This is a genomic window from Cupriavidus sp. F041 (assembly GCF_057814235.1).
On the sequence record NZ_JBVASY010000002.1, the window covers coordinates 3,366,394 to 3,382,398 of the forward strand.

At 67.5% G+C, this 16,005-nt stretch carries 14 protein-coding genes and 1 tRNA gene; 11 read left to right on the forward strand and 4 right to left on the reverse strand.

Annotated elements, in window-relative coordinates; genetic code table 11:
• The first annotated feature begins 44 nt into the window (after window positions 1–44).
• The 4 genes from hpnI to ACZY0R_RS32895 all read left to right on the forward strand — a co-directional run bounded on the left by hpnI (window position 45) and on the right by ACZY0R_RS32895 (window position 4,717).
• Window positions 45–1,352 carry a bacteriohopanetetrol glucosamine biosynthesis glycosyltransferase HpnI gene (gene hpnI, locus ACZY0R_RS32880; protein WP_488864379.1) on the forward strand — a complete coding sequence of 436 codons (1,308 nt, stop codon included), beginning with the start codon at window positions 45–47 and terminating at the stop codon, window positions 1,350–1,352.
• Complete coding sequence (gene hpnJ / locus ACZY0R_RS32885; RefSeq protein ID WP_488864381.1) at window positions 1,349–2,770, forward strand: hopanoid biosynthesis associated radical SAM protein HpnJ; 1,422 nt, start codon at window positions 1,349–1,351, stop codon at window positions 2,768–2,770. The genes hpnI and hpnJ overlap by 4 nt, the downstream gene beginning before the upstream one ends.
• A 17-nt stretch (window positions 2,771–2,787) precedes the next feature.
• A complete protein-coding gene (gene hpnK, locus ACZY0R_RS32890) occupies window positions 2,788–3,630 on the forward strand; it encodes a hopanoid biosynthesis-associated protein HpnK (protein ID WP_488864383.1) in 843 nt (280 codons plus the stop codon).
• A gap of 91 nt (window positions 3,631–3,721) precedes the next feature.
• Window positions 3,722–4,717 (forward strand): lysylphosphatidylglycerol synthase domain-containing protein, encoded by a 996-nt coding sequence (locus ACZY0R_RS32895; RefSeq protein WP_488864384.1) that lies wholly within the window; start codon window positions 3,722–3,724, stop codon window positions 4,715–4,717.
• On the opposite strand, the gene ACZY0R_RS32900 is transcribed toward ACZY0R_RS32895, so the two are convergent.
• Window positions 4,709–5,392, reverse strand: coding sequence for an enoyl-CoA hydratase/isomerase family protein (locus ACZY0R_RS32900; RefSeq protein WP_488864385.1), 684 nt, complete (start codon window positions 5,390–5,392; stop codon window positions 4,709–4,711). The genes ACZY0R_RS32895 and ACZY0R_RS32900 overlap by 9 nt on opposite strands.
• 98 nt (window positions 5,393–5,490) lie before the next feature.
• Here ACZY0R_RS32900 and ACZY0R_RS32905 point away from each other — a divergent pair, with 98 nt between their 5' ends.
• Window positions 5,491–6,657 carry an ABC transporter substrate-binding protein gene (locus tag ACZY0R_RS32905; protein WP_488864387.1) on the forward strand — a complete coding sequence of 389 codons (1,167 nt, stop codon included), beginning with the start codon at window positions 5,491–5,493 and terminating at the stop codon, window positions 6,655–6,657.
• A 12-nt stretch (window positions 6,658–6,669) separates the two neighbouring features.
• The gene (locus ACZY0R_RS32910) at window positions 6,670–7,563 is read left to right on the forward strand and encodes an NAD(P)-dependent oxidoreductase (RefSeq protein WP_488864389.1); all 894 of its coding nucleotides are present in this window, start codon (window positions 6,670–6,672) and stop codon (window positions 7,561–7,563) included.
• Between the two features lie 19 nt (window positions 7,564–7,582).
• On the opposite strand, the gene ACZY0R_RS32915 is transcribed toward ACZY0R_RS32910, so the two are convergent.
• The gene (locus tag ACZY0R_RS32915; RefSeq protein ID WP_488864391.1) at window positions 7,583–8,515 is read right to left on the reverse strand and encodes an alpha/beta hydrolase; all 933 of its coding nucleotides are present in this window, start codon (window positions 8,513–8,515) and stop codon (window positions 7,583–7,585) included.
• Window positions 8,516–8,864: 349 nt separating this feature from the next.
• Between ACZY0R_RS32915 and ACZY0R_RS32920 the strand changes: the two genes are divergently transcribed.
• Window positions 8,865–8,949 (forward strand) — tRNA-Leu (locus ACZY0R_RS32920).
• Between the two features lie 141 nt (window positions 8,950–9,090).
• On the opposite strand, the gene ACZY0R_RS32925 is transcribed toward ACZY0R_RS32920, so the two are convergent.
• A complete protein-coding gene (locus ACZY0R_RS32925; protein WP_035867302.1) occupies window positions 9,091–9,432 on the reverse strand; it encodes a cupin domain-containing protein in 342 nt (113 codons plus the stop codon).
• A 323-nt stretch (window positions 9,433–9,755) separates the two neighbouring features.
• On the opposite strand from ACZY0R_RS32925, the gene ACZY0R_RS32930 reads away from it, so the two are divergent.
• A complete protein-coding gene (locus tag ACZY0R_RS32930; protein WP_488864393.1) occupies window positions 9,756–10,271 on the forward strand; it encodes a hypothetical protein in 516 nt (171 codons plus the stop codon).
• A 10-nt stretch (window positions 10,272–10,281) separates the two neighbouring features.
• On the opposite strand, the gene ACZY0R_RS32935 is transcribed toward ACZY0R_RS32930, so the two are convergent.
• Window positions 10,282–10,410, reverse strand: a complete 129-nt coding sequence (locus tag ACZY0R_RS32935; RefSeq protein ID WP_488864395.1) for a hypothetical protein — start codon at window positions 10,408–10,410, stop codon at window positions 10,282–10,284.
• Window positions 10,411–10,757: 347 nt separating this feature from the next.
• Here ACZY0R_RS32935 and aspT (ACZY0R_RS32940) point away from each other — a divergent pair, with 347 nt between their 5' ends.
• The 3 genes from aspT (ACZY0R_RS32940) (at window position 10,758) to ACZY0R_RS32950 (ending at window position 15,994) form a co-directional block, all read left to right on the forward strand.
• Entirely contained in the window at window positions 10,758–12,470 is a 1,713-nt protein-coding gene (aspT, locus tag ACZY0R_RS32940) for an aspartate-alanine antiporter (RefSeq protein WP_488864397.1), read from the forward strand.
• Window positions 12,471–12,567: 97 nt separating this feature from the next.
• Window positions 12,568–14,253, forward strand: a complete 1,686-nt coding sequence (aspT, locus tag ACZY0R_RS32945) for an aspartate-alanine antiporter (RefSeq protein WP_488864399.1) — start codon at window positions 12,568–12,570, stop codon at window positions 14,251–14,253.
• A gap of 115 nt (window positions 14,254–14,368) precedes the next feature.
• Window positions 14,369–15,994, forward strand: coding sequence for a bifunctional aspartate transaminase/aspartate 4-decarboxylase (locus ACZY0R_RS32950; RefSeq protein WP_488864401.1), 1,626 nt, complete (start codon window positions 14,369–14,371; stop codon window positions 15,992–15,994).
• The last annotated feature ends 11 nt before the right edge of the window (window positions 15,995–16,005 follow it).

Below are 16,005 nucleotides of genomic sequence, written 5' to 3' on the forward strand. Positions count from 1 at the left end.
GGTGCGAGGGGGAGCAACGCCGTTCGTGCCGGGGGCTGCCCAAGATGAACTGGGGCACACTCCCCGACGTCGCTCTGGCGTGCCTGGCGGCAGGCTATGCCATCGCCGCGGCACTGGCCAGCCGCCGCGCGCCGGCGCAGGCCGCCATCCCTTGCGCCGCCCCGGAAGACGCCGGCCTGCACCCGGTCAGCGTGCTCAAGCCGCTGTGCGGCGCCGCCCCCCAGCTTTATGAAAATCTTGCAGGCCTGTGCCGGCAACGGCATCCGGCATTCCAGCTGGTATTCGGCGTCCATGCGGCGGACGATCCCGCTATCGCGGTGGTGGAGCGGCTGCGCGCGGAATTTCCGGCATGCGACATTGCCCTGGTGACCGACTCCCGTGTGCACGGCAGCAACCTCAAGGTCAGCAACCTGATCAACCTGCTGCCACAAGCGCGCCATCCCTGGCTGTTGATTGCCGACAGTGACATCGCGGCGCCCCCGGACTACCTGGCCCGCGTCACCGCGCCGCTGGCCGACGCCGCGGTTGGCGTGGTGACCTGCCTGTACCGCGGCAGGGCCGCAGGCGGACTATTGTCACGGGTCGGTGCGCAGTTTATCGACGACTGGTTCGCGCCCTCCGTGCGCATCGCTCATGGCTGCGGCTCGCGCCGCTTCTCCTTCGGCGCGACCATTGCCCTGCGGCGAGAGGTACTCGACGCCATCGGTGGATTCGCGCCCCTGGCCAACCGGCTCGCCGACGATTTCTGGCTTGGCGAACTGACCCGCCGCAGCGGCTTGCGTACCGTGCTATCGGACGTCGTGGTGAGCACGGACGTGACGGAAACACGCCTGCCCGCGCTGTGGGCGCACGAACTGCGCTGGCTGCGCACCATCCGTTCCATCAACCCCCTCGGCTTTGCCTTTACTTTCATCACCTTTACCTGGCCCGTGCTGGCGCTGGCCGCGAGGCTGTCGCCGCAGCCTCTGGTGCTGGCCGTGGCGCTGGCCGGTATCGTGGCGCGCAGCGTGCTGGCGGGCAGCGCCGCCGCGGCCTTGCGCGCGCCGCTGCGCGACGCGCTGCTGCTCGTCGAATGGGCAGCCGCGCTGTTCGGCGAGAAGGTGCGCTGGCGCGAGCAGGTAATGTCGGTACGCGATCGCCCCGCCGCCGCCGCCGCGCCCCGCCAGGAGTTCGCGAACCCGCACTCCGGCCCTGTTCCGCAGCAAGGCACCGGCGCGCAAGCCGTCACGGGCTTTGCCGCCGGCATGATGGCGCGGCCCCTTTCCTTGCAGGCCGATGGCGTGGACAATGACGAGCGCGACCGCTCTCCCGCCCTGTCTGCAAACGGCATGATTTCACAGAGACCGCTATGAGAACGCTCTTCCTGCAGGCCCCTTCCTTCGATGGCTTCGACGGCGGCGCCGGTTCGCGCTACCAGGCCAAGCGCGAGATCAAATCGTTCTGGTATCCCACCTGGCTGGCCCAGCCCGCCGCGCTGGTGCCCGACAGCCGCGTGCTGGATGCACCGGCCGACGGCCTGGACGCGCAGGCCACGCTGGAGATCGCCGCCGGCTTCGACCTGGTCATCATCCACACCAGCACGCCGTCCTTCCCGACCGACGCGAAGTTCGCCGAGGAACTGAAGAAGCGCAAGCCTGGCGTGCTGATCGGCATGGTGGGCGCCAAGCCGGCGGTAGACCCGGGCGGCACGCTGGGCGCCAGCACCGCCATCGATTTCGTGTGCCGCGAGGAGTTCGACTACACCTGCCAGGACGTGGCCGCGGGCAAGCCGCTCAAGGATGTGCCGGGCCTGAGCTACCGCCTGCCGGACGGCTCGCTGGAACACAACGGCCCGCGTCCGATGATAGAGAACATGGACGAACTGCCCTTTGTGGCGCCCGTGTACAAGCGCGACCTGAAGATCGAAAACTACTTCATCGGCTACCTGAAGCACCCCTACGTGTCGATCTACACCGGCCGGGGCTGCCGCTCGAAGTGCACCTTCTGCCTGTGGCCGCAGACCGTGGGCGGGCACCGCTACCGCACCCGCTCGCCGGAGAGCGTGATCGCCGAGGTGAAGTGGATCAAGGAGAACATGCCCGAGGTGAAGGAGATTATGTTCGACGACGACACCTTCACCGACTTCAAGCCGCGTGTGGAAGAAATCGCGCTCGGCCTGGGCAAGCTCGGCGTGACGTGGTCGTGCAACGCCAAGGCCAACGTGCCGTACAGCACGCTCAAGATCATGAAGGAAAACGGGCTGCGCCTGCTGCTGGTGGGTTACGAATCCGGCGACGACCAGATCCTGCTGAACATCAAGAAGGGCCTGCGCACCGACATCGCGCGGCGCTTCACCGAGGACTGCCGCAAGCTCGGCATCACCATCCACGGCACCTTTATCCTGGGCCTGCCGGGCGAGACCCGCGAGACCATCGAGAAAACCATCGAGTACGCCAAGGACATCAACCCGCACACCATCCAGGTATCGCTGGCGGCACCCTATCCGGGCACCACGCTGTACCGCCAGGCAGTGGAGAACGGCTGGCTGGAAGAGAACAAGGTCATCAACCTGGTCAACGACAAGGGCGTGCAGCTCGCCGCGATCAGCTACCCTCACCTCTCCAGGGAAGAGATCTATCACGGCGTGGAGACCTTCTACAAGCGCTTCTACTTCCGCCCCGGCAAGATCTGGGAGATCGTGCGCGAGATGCTGGGCAGCTGGGAGATGATGAAGCGGCGCCTGCGCGAAGGCGTGGAGTTCTTCCGTTTCCTGCGTTCGCACGAAGCGTGAGCCCGGCGCAAGACAAGATGACAGTGCAGACCGCGGTGGCGTCGCAGCGCGCGCTGATCCTCACCGCGGACGATTTCGGGCTGCATCCCGCCGTCAACGAGGCCGTTGAGATGGCCCACCGCGATGGCGTGCTCAACGCGGCCAGCCTGATGGTGGCCGCGCCCGCCGCCGCCGACGCGGTGGCGCGCGCGCACCGCCTGCCCGGCCTGCGCGTGGGGCTGCACCTGGTGCTGGCCGACGGGACCGCGATGCTGCCGCCCGCACGGATCCCGGCGCTGGTCGACGCGCAAGGCCGCTTCGGCTCCGCCATGGCGCGTGACGGCTGCCGCTTCTTCTTCCTGCCCGGGGCGCGGCGGCAGCTTGCCGCCGAGATCCGCGCACAGTTCGAAGCCTTTGCCGCGACGGGGCTGGCCCTGGACCACGTCAACGCCCACAAGCATTTCCATCTGCATCCCACCGTGCTGTCGCTGACGCTGGCGATCGGCCGCGAGTTCGGCCTGCGCGCAGTGCGCCTGCCGCGCGAGCACGGCGCGCCGCTGCTGCTGCGGCCCTGGCTCGCGCTATTGCGGCGCCGCCTTGCCGCCGCGGGCGTGGCCCACAACGATTACGTGGTAGGCATCGCCAACAGCGGCGCCATGGACGAAGCCGCGCTGCTTGCCGCGCTCGCGCGCCTGCCCGCGGGCGTGGGCGAGATCTACTTCCATCCCGCCGTGGTGTCGGGCGCCGAAGTCACGGCCACCATGCGCGGTTATCGCCATGCCGACGAACTGGCCGCGCTGCTGTCGCCGCGCGTGCGCGCCGCGCTGGACCGGACCGCGCCGCGCCGAGGCGGCTTCGCCGACGTGCTGGCCCCGGCATGAAGGGCATGACAATGGTGGCGACAGCGGTGGCGACAACACTGACGACAATGCCGGCTGCAACACCAGCGGCAACCCTGGCCGCAAACGCGCGATGAAGCGGCTGATCTACCTGTCCGGCCTGCTCGGCCTGCTTGGCCTGACCCTGCTGATCAGCCACGAGGGCGCGAGCGACGTGGCCCGCATCGTCGCCGAAGGCGGCTGGCTGTTGCTGCTGCTGGTGCCCTTCCACGCGCTGCCGCTGCTGCTGGACGCACAGGGCTGGCGCGTGCTGCTGACCTCGGCCGATCCCGAAGAGCGCGCCGGCCTGGGCTTCCTCTGGTGGGTGGCCACCGTGCGCGAAGCCGTCAACCGGCTTCTGCCCACCGCCAGCGTGGGCGGCGAACTGGCCGGCATCCACCTGACCCGCCTGCGCATCCACGACACCACCGCCATCACCGCCAGCATCGTGGTGGAAGTCATGGTGACGTTGTTCGCGCAATACCTTTTCTGCGCGCTGGGCGTGATGCTGCTGATACTCGCGATGCACGATGGCGGCCACGCGTGGGTGATCCTGCTCGGACTGGCGCTGTCGCTCCCCGTGCCGGTACTGTTCGCGCTCTCGCTGCGTCACAGCGCGATCTTCGAGCGCCTGGAGGGTGCCGCCAGGCGCCTGTTCGGCGGGGACCACCGGCTGGTGGCGCTGATCGACGGCGCTCGCCTCGACGCCGCCATTCGCGCGCTCAATGCCCGCCACGGCGAACTCGCGGCCGCGCTGGCCTGGCAGTTCGCCGGTTTTCTCGCGGGCACGCTGGAAATCTGGTTCGCGCTGATGCTGCTGGGCCATCCGGTGCCGTTCTGGCAGGCCATCGCCATCGAATCGCTGACCCAGGCGGTGCGCCATGTCGCCTTTTTCGTACCGGCCGGGCTGGGCGTGCAGGAAGCGGTAGTGATGCTGCTGGGCCATCTGCTCGGGGTGGACCCGCAGGTGTCGCTGTCGCTCGCGCTGGTCAAGCGCGCACGCGAGGTGCTGTTCGGCGTGCCGGCGTTGTTGTCATGGCAGTGGGTGGAACTGCGCCGCTGGCGGCGGGAGGCGGCGGCGCTAAGGTAAGTAACAACCCGCGCCGCACGCCCCGCCGCTTTCCGCCTGGCCCCCAGCAAATCGCGGCCGCCGCTTCTCAAGGAACGCACGCACGCCTTCGCGCGCATCGGCGCTCCCGGCCCGGCCCACAAGCAACACCTGCTCAAGCGCCAGATGCTCCTGCAGGCCTCGCGCCGGCAAACCGCCGCACAAGGTCTTGATCGCGGCCAGCGACCCGCCCGCGGCACTCGCCAGCCGGGTCACCAGGGCCTCGGCGGCATCGGCCAGTCCGTCGTCCGGGTACAGGGCATCGATCACGCCGTGCTGCAGGCAGCGCTGCGCGTCAATCGTTTCACTGAGCATCAGCCACTGCTGCGCCCGCACCGCACCGACGCGCCGGGCCAGGAAATACGAGGCACCGGCATCGGGCGAAAGACCGATCGCGGCGTAGCCGGTGCGCAGCGTGGTCGATGCCGCGCCGAGCACGAAGTCCGCGCACAGCGCCAGGCCGATACCCGCGCCGGCCACCGGCCCGCTGACCGCGGCCACCACCGGCAGCGGCGCCGTGGCCAGCCGGTAGAGCGCCGGGTGGAGCGGGGTGAGGATGTCGTCTACCAGCGTATCCAGCGCCATTCCCGCGGCGCCGAACTCGTCGATGTTGCCACCGGCGCAAAAAATGCGGCCTTGCGCCGCCAGCAGCACCACGCGCGGCTTGCGCTGTATGGGCGCGGCGTAGCGGCCGATAAATCGTTAAGATAGCCTTCGCCGTATCACCCAAAAAATAGAACACGAGGAGATCGTCCATGCCCCACCCGCGCATCCGCGCCACCCTGCTGGCTTCCACCCTGCTCCTCGCCGCCCTGCCCGCGCGCGCCGACATCCGCGTGGGCATCGACGTCTCCACCACCGGGCCCGCCGCCTCCATCGGCATCCCCTCCAAGAACGCTGTGCTGATGTGGCCGCCCACCCTGGGCGGCCAGCGCGCGCAGTACGTGATCCTGGACGATGGCTCCGACCCCGCTGCCGCGGTGCGCAACGTGCGCAAGCTGATTTCCGAGGAGAAGGTGGACGTGGTGGTCGGCCCCAACATCACGCCGACGGCCATCGCCGCGCTCGATGCGGTGGCGGAGGGCGAGACGCCGATGGTGGCGCTGGCCGCGTCGGCCGCCATCATCGAGCCGCAGGCGGACCCGAAGCGGCGCTGGGCGTTCAAGATGCCGCAGAACGATTCGCATATGGCCACGGTGCTCACCGAGTACATGAGCAACCATGGCGTGAAGACGGTGGGCTTCATCGGCTTCAACGATGCTTACGGCGAGAGCTGGTGGCGGGAGTTCTCCAGGCTGGCGGAGCTGCGCAAGATCAAGGTGGTGGCCAACGAGCGCTTCTCGCGCAACGATACTTCGGTGACCGGGCAGGTGCTGAAGCTGATGGCGGCCAGCCCGGATGCGATCCTGGTGGCCGGCGCGGGCACGCCTTCGGTACTGCCGCAGAAGACGCTGGCCGAGCGGGGGTATAAAGGCAAGGTGTACCAGACCCACGGCATCGCCACCTGGGACTTCCTGCGGGTAGGCGGCAAGGATGTGGACGGCACGCTGTTCCCGACCGGGCCGGTGGTAGTGGCCCGGCAACTGCCGGACAGCCATCCGGTGAAAAGAGTGGCACTGGATTTCGCGACGCGCTATGAGGCGAAGTACGGCGCGGACAGCATCACGCAATTTGCCGGCGATGCCTGGGGCGCGTGGATGCTTCTGGACGACGCCGCGCGCCGTGCCGGCAAGAGCGGCGCGCAGCCGGGCACGCGCGAGTTCCGCCACGCCATGCGCGATGCGCTGGAGGCCACCACTAACCTGACCATTCCCAATGGCGTGATGAACCTGAGCGCGAAAGACCATCAGGGCTTCGACCAGCGCTCGCGCGTGATGGGTGTGATCCGCGACGGCAAGTTTGCCTACGCGGCCGAGAAATAAGGATGTCTTGACATGAGCAATACGACAGCAACCGCCTCTCAACCCTTGACGATCGGCTTTATCGGGCTGGGCGCCATGGGCACGCCGATGGTGCGCCACCTGCTTGCCGCCGGCCACGGCGTGCGCGCCTGTGTGCGCCGGCCCGAGGCCGCCGACGCGGCCCGCGCGCTGGGCGCAGTGCCCTGCGCCACGCCCGCCGAAGCGGCGCGCGGCGCGGCGGTGGTGTTCACCAATGTCACCTCGTCCGAGGATGTGCGCTCGGTGCTGCTGGGCGAGCGCGGCGTGATCGAGGGCGCGGCGCCGGGCACCATCTGCATCGACCACAGCACCATCTCGCCCATCGTCACGCGGGAGATCGCCGCGCGGCTGGCCGAGCGCGGCATCGAAGCGCTGGACTGCCCGGTCTCGGGCGGCACCGTGGGCGCCGAAGCGGCCAGCCTGACCATCATGGTGGGCGGCAAGGCCGAGATGCTGGAGCGCGTGCGGCCCCTGCTCGGGCTGCTCGGCAAGACCATCACCCACATCGGCGATCACGGCGCAGGGCAAGTCGCCAAGCTGTGCAACCAGATCGCGCAGGTGGTCAATATCGAAGGCATTGCCGAAGCCATGCGCTTTGCGCAGGCGCAGCAGGTAGACAGCGGCCGCGTGCTGCAAGCCATGGCCACCGGCATGGCCGGCAGCCGCATGCTCGACATGATGGGGCCGAAGATGGTGGCGCACGACTTTGCCCCGGGCATCGAGGCGCGGCTGCACGACAAGGATTTCGGGCTGGCCGCGGAGATCGCCCGCCAGCTCGGGCTGGAACTGCCCGCCATGCAGGCCACCTCGCGCCAGCTTGGCACGCTGATGGACAAGGGCTGGGGGAAGGACGATACCTCGTCGCTGCTGCGGGTGCTGGAGGGGTGAGCTGCCACGCCGCCGGGCGCTAAGCCACGTCCATCATCCTCAGGACCGCACGCAGCAGCGGGCTGTCCGTTTCGGCGAAATCGTCCATCACGTTGAAGTGGTGCCTCCCGGGCATCGGCACATGCGCCGCGCCTGGCGCTGCCGCGTTGGCGGCCCAGCCAGCGCGCAGCAGGTCCGTCTGCCGCTGGTATTCCTCGGGCTCCAGCCCGCCCACCGCCGTCACCAGCGGTGCGTCCGTGGCGGGCGGCAGGAAGGCCGGCGAGAGCCGGCCCACGTCGCTTTCCGACAGTTTCAGGTCGGCCTGCAGGAAGGCGGCGCGCCGAAGCGGCTCCAGATCGTGCAGGCCGCTGACCGACACCACGCCCTTGACCAGGTCCGCCGGCAGGTCGCTGCCCACGCGCGGCCACAGGGTGGTGAGCATCATCGCCGCCATATGGCCGCCGACGGAATGTCCTGCCACGAAGATACGCGTCCCGTCATGCCCGAGCCGGTCCGCCGCGCGGTACAGCCATGCCACGCTGCGCACCGCCTGCAGCAGGATGGTCTCCACCGTCACCGCCGGACACAACGAGTACTCGACCACCGCCACCGACACGCCGCACCGTGGCAATGCGTTGGCCACCAGGCTGTGGTCGCGCTTGTTCAGCGCACGCCAGTAGCCGCCGTGCAGGAACACCAGCAGCGGCGGCGCCTGCCCGGCAACGGCACCGGGTTCGGCGGGGAAGTAATCGAGCCGCTCGTCCTCGTGGTACGGGCCAGGCTCGCCATCGGCATAGCTCTGGTCTTCCAGCCAACTGCCCCGCTCGCGCACCTGGCGCGACAGCGCCGCCCAGCGCGCCATATGGATGGCATTGTCGGGCACCCTGGCCCGGTTGTTGTACTGGACATCGAAGAAGTCGGGATCCTGGGACGGCAGTTGCGCAAGACTGGCGAAGGACGGCAGGTCTGACATGGTGCTCCGGGCGTGGATTGGAAACGCGGGCGGCCTTGGCGGCCCGCGGATGCGATGGCTGCAATCATGCTAGCCGAGTTCGCCTGCTGCCAGGAATCGACAAGATCCCGGATACCGCCTTAACGCCGATGGCCGTCAAACGTCGCCTGCGCGCCGGCCAGGGCCACCGGCAAGGTCCGCCCGCCGACGCCTGAATACCATGACCGGAGCCGCGCCATGCGGACCAGGCGAGGTCGCCAGGGATTCCCTGGGACTGGCTAGTTGTGACCGCGCAGGATTTGCGGCATAATTCCCGGCTCAGCACCATGCTGGCACGCCGGTTCCCGGCAAATCGGCCAGCATCCACTCAGCCCGGGTGGTGAAACAGGTAGACGCAGGGGACTCAAAATCCCCCGCCGCAAGGCGTGTCGGTTCGAGTCCGACCCCGGGCACCACTGAATTTCCCAAGAAAATACACCCGTTTCAATAGGGAGCCGTCGCCCTGTTGCGACTGCGTACGGTGCGATCGCCTGACCGGATGGCCCGATCCGATCCAGCCTCTTCAGTACCAGCCCGGCTTCCGGCCGCCAAGGCCACTACGCCCCGGCCCGATCCAGCAGCACGATGGTCACCAGCACGGAGGCGTTGCTGATCGCCGTCACATCATGCTTCACGCCGGAAGCCAGATAGACGAGATCGCCCTGGCGCAGCAGCCGGTGGCCACCGTCCACGCCGACATCCACTTCGCCTTCCAGGCATTGCATGGTGACCGGCCCGGCTACCGCATGGGCCGGCATACGTTTGCCGGCGGCCAGCACCAGGCGCATGACTTCCAGGCGGCTCTCCTTGAAGAGTGCCGTGGTGGGCGTCTGCTCAAGGCGCGCGCCCAGGGGCAGCACGCTGGCGATCTGGCCGGAGGATAGATGAGGGATGGACATCGGTGGCTCCTGGTTGTCTGCGGTGCGGCGCCTGCGTCCGTCGGACACCTCCGGTAGTGACTCCCGCCCCATTGGTGTCCCGGCCCATTCGTTCTTCAGCCGTTCGCGTCGCACTCTGCACTGATGGTAGTACGCGCATGGGCTTTGTCCCAATGACAACGCGTGCTCCCGAGCCCGCGGAAAATTGCCGATGCGCCTACCGGTCGCTACACGGTTTGGCAGGTCCCTCGACTATGCTGTGATTGGGCACCATGCCCGGACGCGCCGCCCGGCAGAGCCAGATCGCCCTGGGAGCGCTGGCGCGCGAATGCGGGAGAACTGTCATGCATCAGCGCCTGGCCGGTTTGGTTTGCGCGGTCGCCGTCATGGCTTGCGCCTGTGCCACCTTGCAGCCCGAGCAGACGGGGAACAAGTTGGTCGGTGGTCCGGAAAGCAGCGTGCGCGATACCTTTGGCGCACCCAGCGAGGTCTACCGCCTGGCTGACGGCACCACCCGCTGGATCTATTCCCGCCAGCCGCTCGGCTTCTCCGTCTACGCGGCAGATTTCGATGCCGGAGGCAAACTCAGCAGCTTCCGTCAGATGCTGACGGAAAAAGAGATCTATCAGGCGCAGATCGGCGTCTGGACCAAGCGCGACATTGAAGAGCGCTTCGGCAAGCCTCGGGTCCCGATTCAGTATTACCCGCTGATGAAGCGGGAAGCCTGGTCCTATCGTATGTACAAGGACGCCAACCTGCCGGCCCACTTCAGCTGCTACTTCGACGACAACAGCGTGTTGCAGCAGACGATGATCATCGCTGATCCGCTGGGCGGCGGGAGTCATGGCAGAGGCAAGTGAGCGAGCTGCCTTACAGCTGCGCCACCAGCTCCTTGATCCACGCATGCACCACCCGGACGTCCGGCGAGGTTTCGAACCGCTCGGATGCCATCAAGTAGTAAGAATGCGCCGATGACAAGCTCGCGGTGGCGCGCTGCATCGTGTATGGAATGCCGCCACTGTAGGGCCGGATCGCTCGCGATTTGATGAAAGTTCCGGCGCGATTGTGCGACTGCGTCGACCAATCATCCCAATTGCTGGCCCTCGCCTCCCACGGTTCCGCACCGCGTACCACAAGGCTCGAGGCCACCCCAGCGCATGTTGACACCGCTTAAATCACAAACAAAAGCTTTCAGCACGCACCCCAAGTTGCGGCAGAGATAATGGCCCACGCCAAATCTGCGCGGCGCCCGCCGGGAAGGATCGCGGCCAGACGCTTGCGCCGCGGCCCCGCTGCGCGGGCGCCCCGTGGGCCCAGTGAACCCTTTGCACAGCCGCTGCCGCGCCATGGAAACCATCGTCCACCTGCTTGCAACGCAACCTGAGATCGCTTTGTTCCTGGCGCTGGCCGTGGGACATGCGGTGGGTTCGATCAAGATCGGGCCGTTCCAGCTTGGCGGCATCTGCGGCACGCTGATTGCCGCGCTGGTGATCGGGCAAACCGGGGCGCGCATCGACACCGACGTGCGCAACGTCTTCTTCGCCTTGTTTATCTTCGCCCTGGGCTTCACCGGCGGCCCGCAGTTCTTTGCCAACGTCACCCGCAGCTGGCGCATTGGCCTGCTGTCGCTGGTGGAAGTGGCCGTGGTGCTGGCGCTGATGGCGCTGGCGGTGGTGGTGCTGAACCTGGACCAGGGCACGGCGGCGGGGCTGCTGGCCGGCGCGGCGACGGAATCGGCGGTGATCGGCACGGCCTCCGAGGCCATCGGCAGGCTGGGCCTGTCCCCCGAACGGATACGCGAGCTGCAGACCAATATCGTCACCGCTTACAGCGTGACCTACCTGTTCGGGCTGATCACCATCGTGCTGTTCACCAGCCAACTGGCGCCGTGGCTGTTGCGCATCAACCTGCGCGAGTCGGCGGCGGCGCTCTGGCACAAGCTCGGCGGCGAGTCCGACATGGGCGCGCGCCAGTACAGCGCGCTGCCGCGCCTGGTGGGCCGCGTGCTGGAAGTGCGTGCGGCGGCCGGGCAGACCGTGCTGGCGGCGGAGAAGGCAGTGGCGCTGGGCGTGACGATCCGGCGCATCCGGCGCGACGCTCATACCTTCAAGCCAACGCCCGATGAGGTGCTGCGGGCCGGTGACGTGGTGCTGGCGTATGGCCGCCGCGACGCCATGGTGCCGTTCGCGCAGGCGGTGGGCATCGAGCTGCCCGAGGCGCCGGAAGCGGCCGGGGAAGCCAGCATGGACACGGTGGTGCAGACCGAGCAGGACGTGCTGCTCACGCGGCGCGAGATCAGCGGCGCCACGCTGGCTGCGCTGCGCGGCATGGCGGATGTCGGCATGGGCCGCGGCGTGTACATCGACGCCATCAGCCGCGTCGGGCGCCCGATCCCGCCGTTGCCCAATACCGTGCTGGAGCGTGGCGACGTGCTGAGCCTGAGCGGCCCCTCCGAGGCCGTCGACCGGGTAGTGCCGGAACTGGGCTACCGCGTCGTGCCCACCATCAAGACAGATTTTGTGTTTCTCGGCGTCGGGGTGCTGCTGGGCATGTTGCTGGGCAGCCTGAGGCTGCAGGTTGGCGGCGCGGAGCTGACGCTGGGTACCGGCGGCGGTTGCCTGGTAGCGGGCCTGGCATTCGGCTGGCTGCGCGCGCGCGTGCCGCTGATGGGCTCGCTGCCATCGTCGGCGGCGGAGATCCTGAAGGATTTCGGGCTGGCCACCTTTATCGCGGCGGTGGGTCTGTCCGCCGGACCGGACGCCATCAAGCTGGTGAAGACCTATGGCCTGGCGCTGCCCGTTGCGGGCGTGCTGATCTCGATCGTGCCGGCGTCGCTGTCGCTGCTGATCGGCCACTGGTGGCTGAAGATCGAAGCCCCGATCCTGCTCGGCGCGGTGGCCGGCCAGCAATGCAGTACGCCCGCCATCATGGCGCTGACCAATGCGGCCGGCAACAGCACGCCGGTGGTTGGCTACACCATCACTTACGCGATTTCCAACGTGCTGCTGCCATTGATGGGACCCATCGCGGTCGCCGTGGCCGGTGCACTGGCGCATTGATTGCGCACCGGCCCGTGCCCGCCATCGGGACCCGGGCAGCACGCTGGTTTGATCGCGTCGCTTGATCCATTTATCCATCACGCAGCAGGAGCCATGCATGGAGTGGTTGCACAACATCTTCCAGAAATCCCCTGAATCGGCCTTGTTCCTGTCGCTGGCAGTCGGCTACGCGATCGGCAAGATCACCTTCGGGCGTTTCCAGCTTGGCGGCGTGGCCGGCTCGCTGCTGGCCGCGGTGGTCATCAGCCAGGTCGGCGTGGAGATCGACAACGGCGTCAAGGCGGTCATGTTCGCGGTGTTTATCTATGCCGTGGGCTACGAGAGCGGACCGCAGTTCTTCAACTCGCTCAACCGCAACTCGCTGCGCGAGATCGCCATGGCGATCTTCATGGCGGTGGTGGGGCTGGCCACGGTGGTGATCCTCGCCAAGGTGTTCCATCTCGACAAGGGACTGGCCGCGGGCCTGGCCGCCGGCGGGATGACGCAGTCGGCCATCATCGGTACGGCGGGCGACGCCATCACCAAGCTGGGGCTGCCGCCCGACCAGGTGAAGCTGCTGCAGTCCAACGTCGCGATCGGCTATGCCGTGACCTATGTGTTCGGCTCGCTGGGCGCCATCATCGTGTGCGTGAACATCCTGCCGCGCTTCATGAAGACGGACCTCAAGACCGACGCCAAGAAGGTCGAGCAGGCCATGCACGGCGGCACGCCGCAGTTTGGCCCGGGCCAGCGTGGCGCGCTGCCGCGCCTGGTGGGCCGCGTGTTTCGCGTAGCCGGCGCCGCCGGCAAGACCGTGGCGGCGATCGAGACCAAGGGTGCGGACCTCGTCACGGTCGAGAAGGTGATGCGCGGCGGCAAGCCGGTCGAGGTCAGGCAGGACCTGGTGCTGCAGGCCGGCGACCTGGTCCTGATGGTGGGCCGGCGCGACGCGATGGTGCCCACCGCGCAGGTGATCGGCGAGGAAGTGGCCGATGCCGATGGCATGGGCGTGGTGATGCAGACGCGCCGCGCGGTGTTCACGCACAAGGACATGAACAACAAGTCCATCGCCGAGATCGTCGGCATGGTGGAGCGCGACCAGCGGCACGGCGTGTATATCGAGCATATCGAGCGCTACGACCATCCGCTGCCGATCCTGCCCGACCTGAAGCTCCAGCACGGCGACATCCTCACCTTCTACGGCACGCCCGACGATACCGCCCGCGCGGCCAAGGCCGCCGGTTATGAACTGGTGCCGAGCGAGAAGACGGACTTCGTCTACTTCGGCGCCGGCGTGCTGGTGGGCCTCTTGATCGGCCTGCTGGTATGGCGCGTGGGCTCGATCCCGCTGACCCTGGGTTCCGGCGGCGGCGCGCTGTTGTCCGGCCTGGTGTTCGGCTGGGCGCGGTCCAAGCATCCCATGTATGGCGCCATGCCGACGGCGGCCTGCCAGTTGCTCAAGGACTTCGGGCTGGCGGCCTTCGTGGCCATCGTCGGCATCAACTCCGGGCTGCAGGCGGTGACCACGCTCAAGCAAAGCGGGCTGACCATCTTCCTGCTGGGCGCCGTGGTGACGCTGCTTCCGCTGTTCCTCACCATGCTGTTCGGGCGCTACGTGCTCAAGTACGACAACGCGGCGCTGCTGGCCGGCGCGCTGTCGGGCTCGCGCAGCGCCAACCCGGCCTTCGGCGGCATCCTGGACAAGGCGGAAAGCCCGGTGCCGACGGTGCCCTTCGCCATCACCTACGCCCTGGCCAATGTGCTGCTGACCTTGCTCGGTCCCCTGGTGGTCGGCCTGGTCTAGCGCGGCTCGCCTTGACGCTGGCGGCCACCCCCTCGCGCAAACGCGCATTTGTATTCCCGGACCCGGCCCTGCCGGACCGGGTCTCCTCCAACAAGCCCCACCCCTGGAGCATGTCATGACCAAACCTGACCTTTCCAAGCTGGCGAACCTGTCGCCCTTCGAGCTCAAGGACGAGCTGATCAAGCTCGCCAGCAGCGATGCGGATCGCATGATGCTCAATGCCGGGCGCGGCAACCCGAACTTCCTGGCGACCGTGCCGCGCCATGCCTTCTGGCAGCTCGGCTTGTTCGCCATGCGCGAATCCGAGCGCTCGTTCTCCTACATGCCCGAGGGCGTCGGCGGCTTTCCGCGCCGTGCCGGGATCGAAGAGCGCTTCGACCTGTTTGCGCGCGAGCAGTCCGAGACCTCCGGCGTGAAGTTCCTCGCCGGCGCCGTGTCCTATGTGCGCGACCAGCTCGGGCTGGATGCGGGCGACTTCCTGTACGAGATGTGCGAGGGCATCCTCGCCTGCAACTACCCGGTGCCGGACCGCATGCTCAAGCTGTCCGAGAAAATCGTGGCGCAATACATCCGCAAGGAGATGATCGGCAGCCATCCTTTCACGGGCAAGTTCGACCTGTTCGCGGTCGAGGGCGGCACGGCCGCGATGACCTACCTGTTCAACACCATCCGCGAGAACCACCTGCTCAAGGCCGGCGACACGATCGCGCTTGGCATGCCTATCTTCACGCCGTATATCGAGATCCCGGAGCTCAACGACTACCAGTTGCTGGAACTGTCCATCGACGCCGACCCGCAGAACCGCTGGCAATATTCGAACAAAGAGCTCGACAAGCTGCGCGACCCCAAGGTCAAGGCGTTCTTCCTGGTGAACCCGAGCAATCCGCCGTCGGTGCGCATGAGCGACGAGAGCCTGGAGTACCTGGCCTCGATCATCGAGGAGCGGCCGGACCTGATCATCCTGACCGACGATGTGTACGGCACCTTTGCCGACAACTTCGTCTCGCTGTTCGCGATGTGCCCGAAGAACACGATCCTGGTGTACTCGTTCTCGAAGTACTTCGGCGCGACCGGCTGGCGGCTCGGTGTCATCGCCACGCACCAGGACAATATCTTCGACGCGCAGATCGCCGGGCTGCCGAAGCCGCAGCGCGACCAGCTGCACGAGCGCTACAACTCCATCACCACCGAGCCGGACAAGCTCAAGTTCATCGACCGCCTGGTCGCCGACAGCCGCACCGTGGCGCTGAACCACACCGCCGGCCTGTCCACGCCGCAGCAGGTGCAGATGGTGCTGTTCTCGCTGTTCTCGCTGATGGACACGCACGACGAGTACAAGGCGGCGATGAAGCGCCTGATCCGCAGCCGCAAGGCCGCGCTGTACCGCGAGATCGGCATTGCGCCGGACGACGACGATCCCAACGCCGTGGACTACTACACGCTGCTCGATATCGAGCAGCTCGGCGGCAAGGCCATCGGGCCGGAGTTCGTCAAATGGGTGCTCAACTCCGCCGAGCCGGCGGAGCTGCTGTTCCGGCTGGCCGAGGAGGCGGGCGTGGTGCTGCTGCCGGGACGCGGCTTCGGCACGCGCCATCCGTCCGGCCGCGTATCGCTGGCCAACCTCAATGAATCGGACTACGTGAAGATCGGCCGCTCGATCCGCAAGCTGTTCGAGGAATATGTGGGGCGGTACAACGAGGCCACCGGCAGCACGGCGCGCAAGGACGTGACGAAGAAGTAAGACTCGGCCGG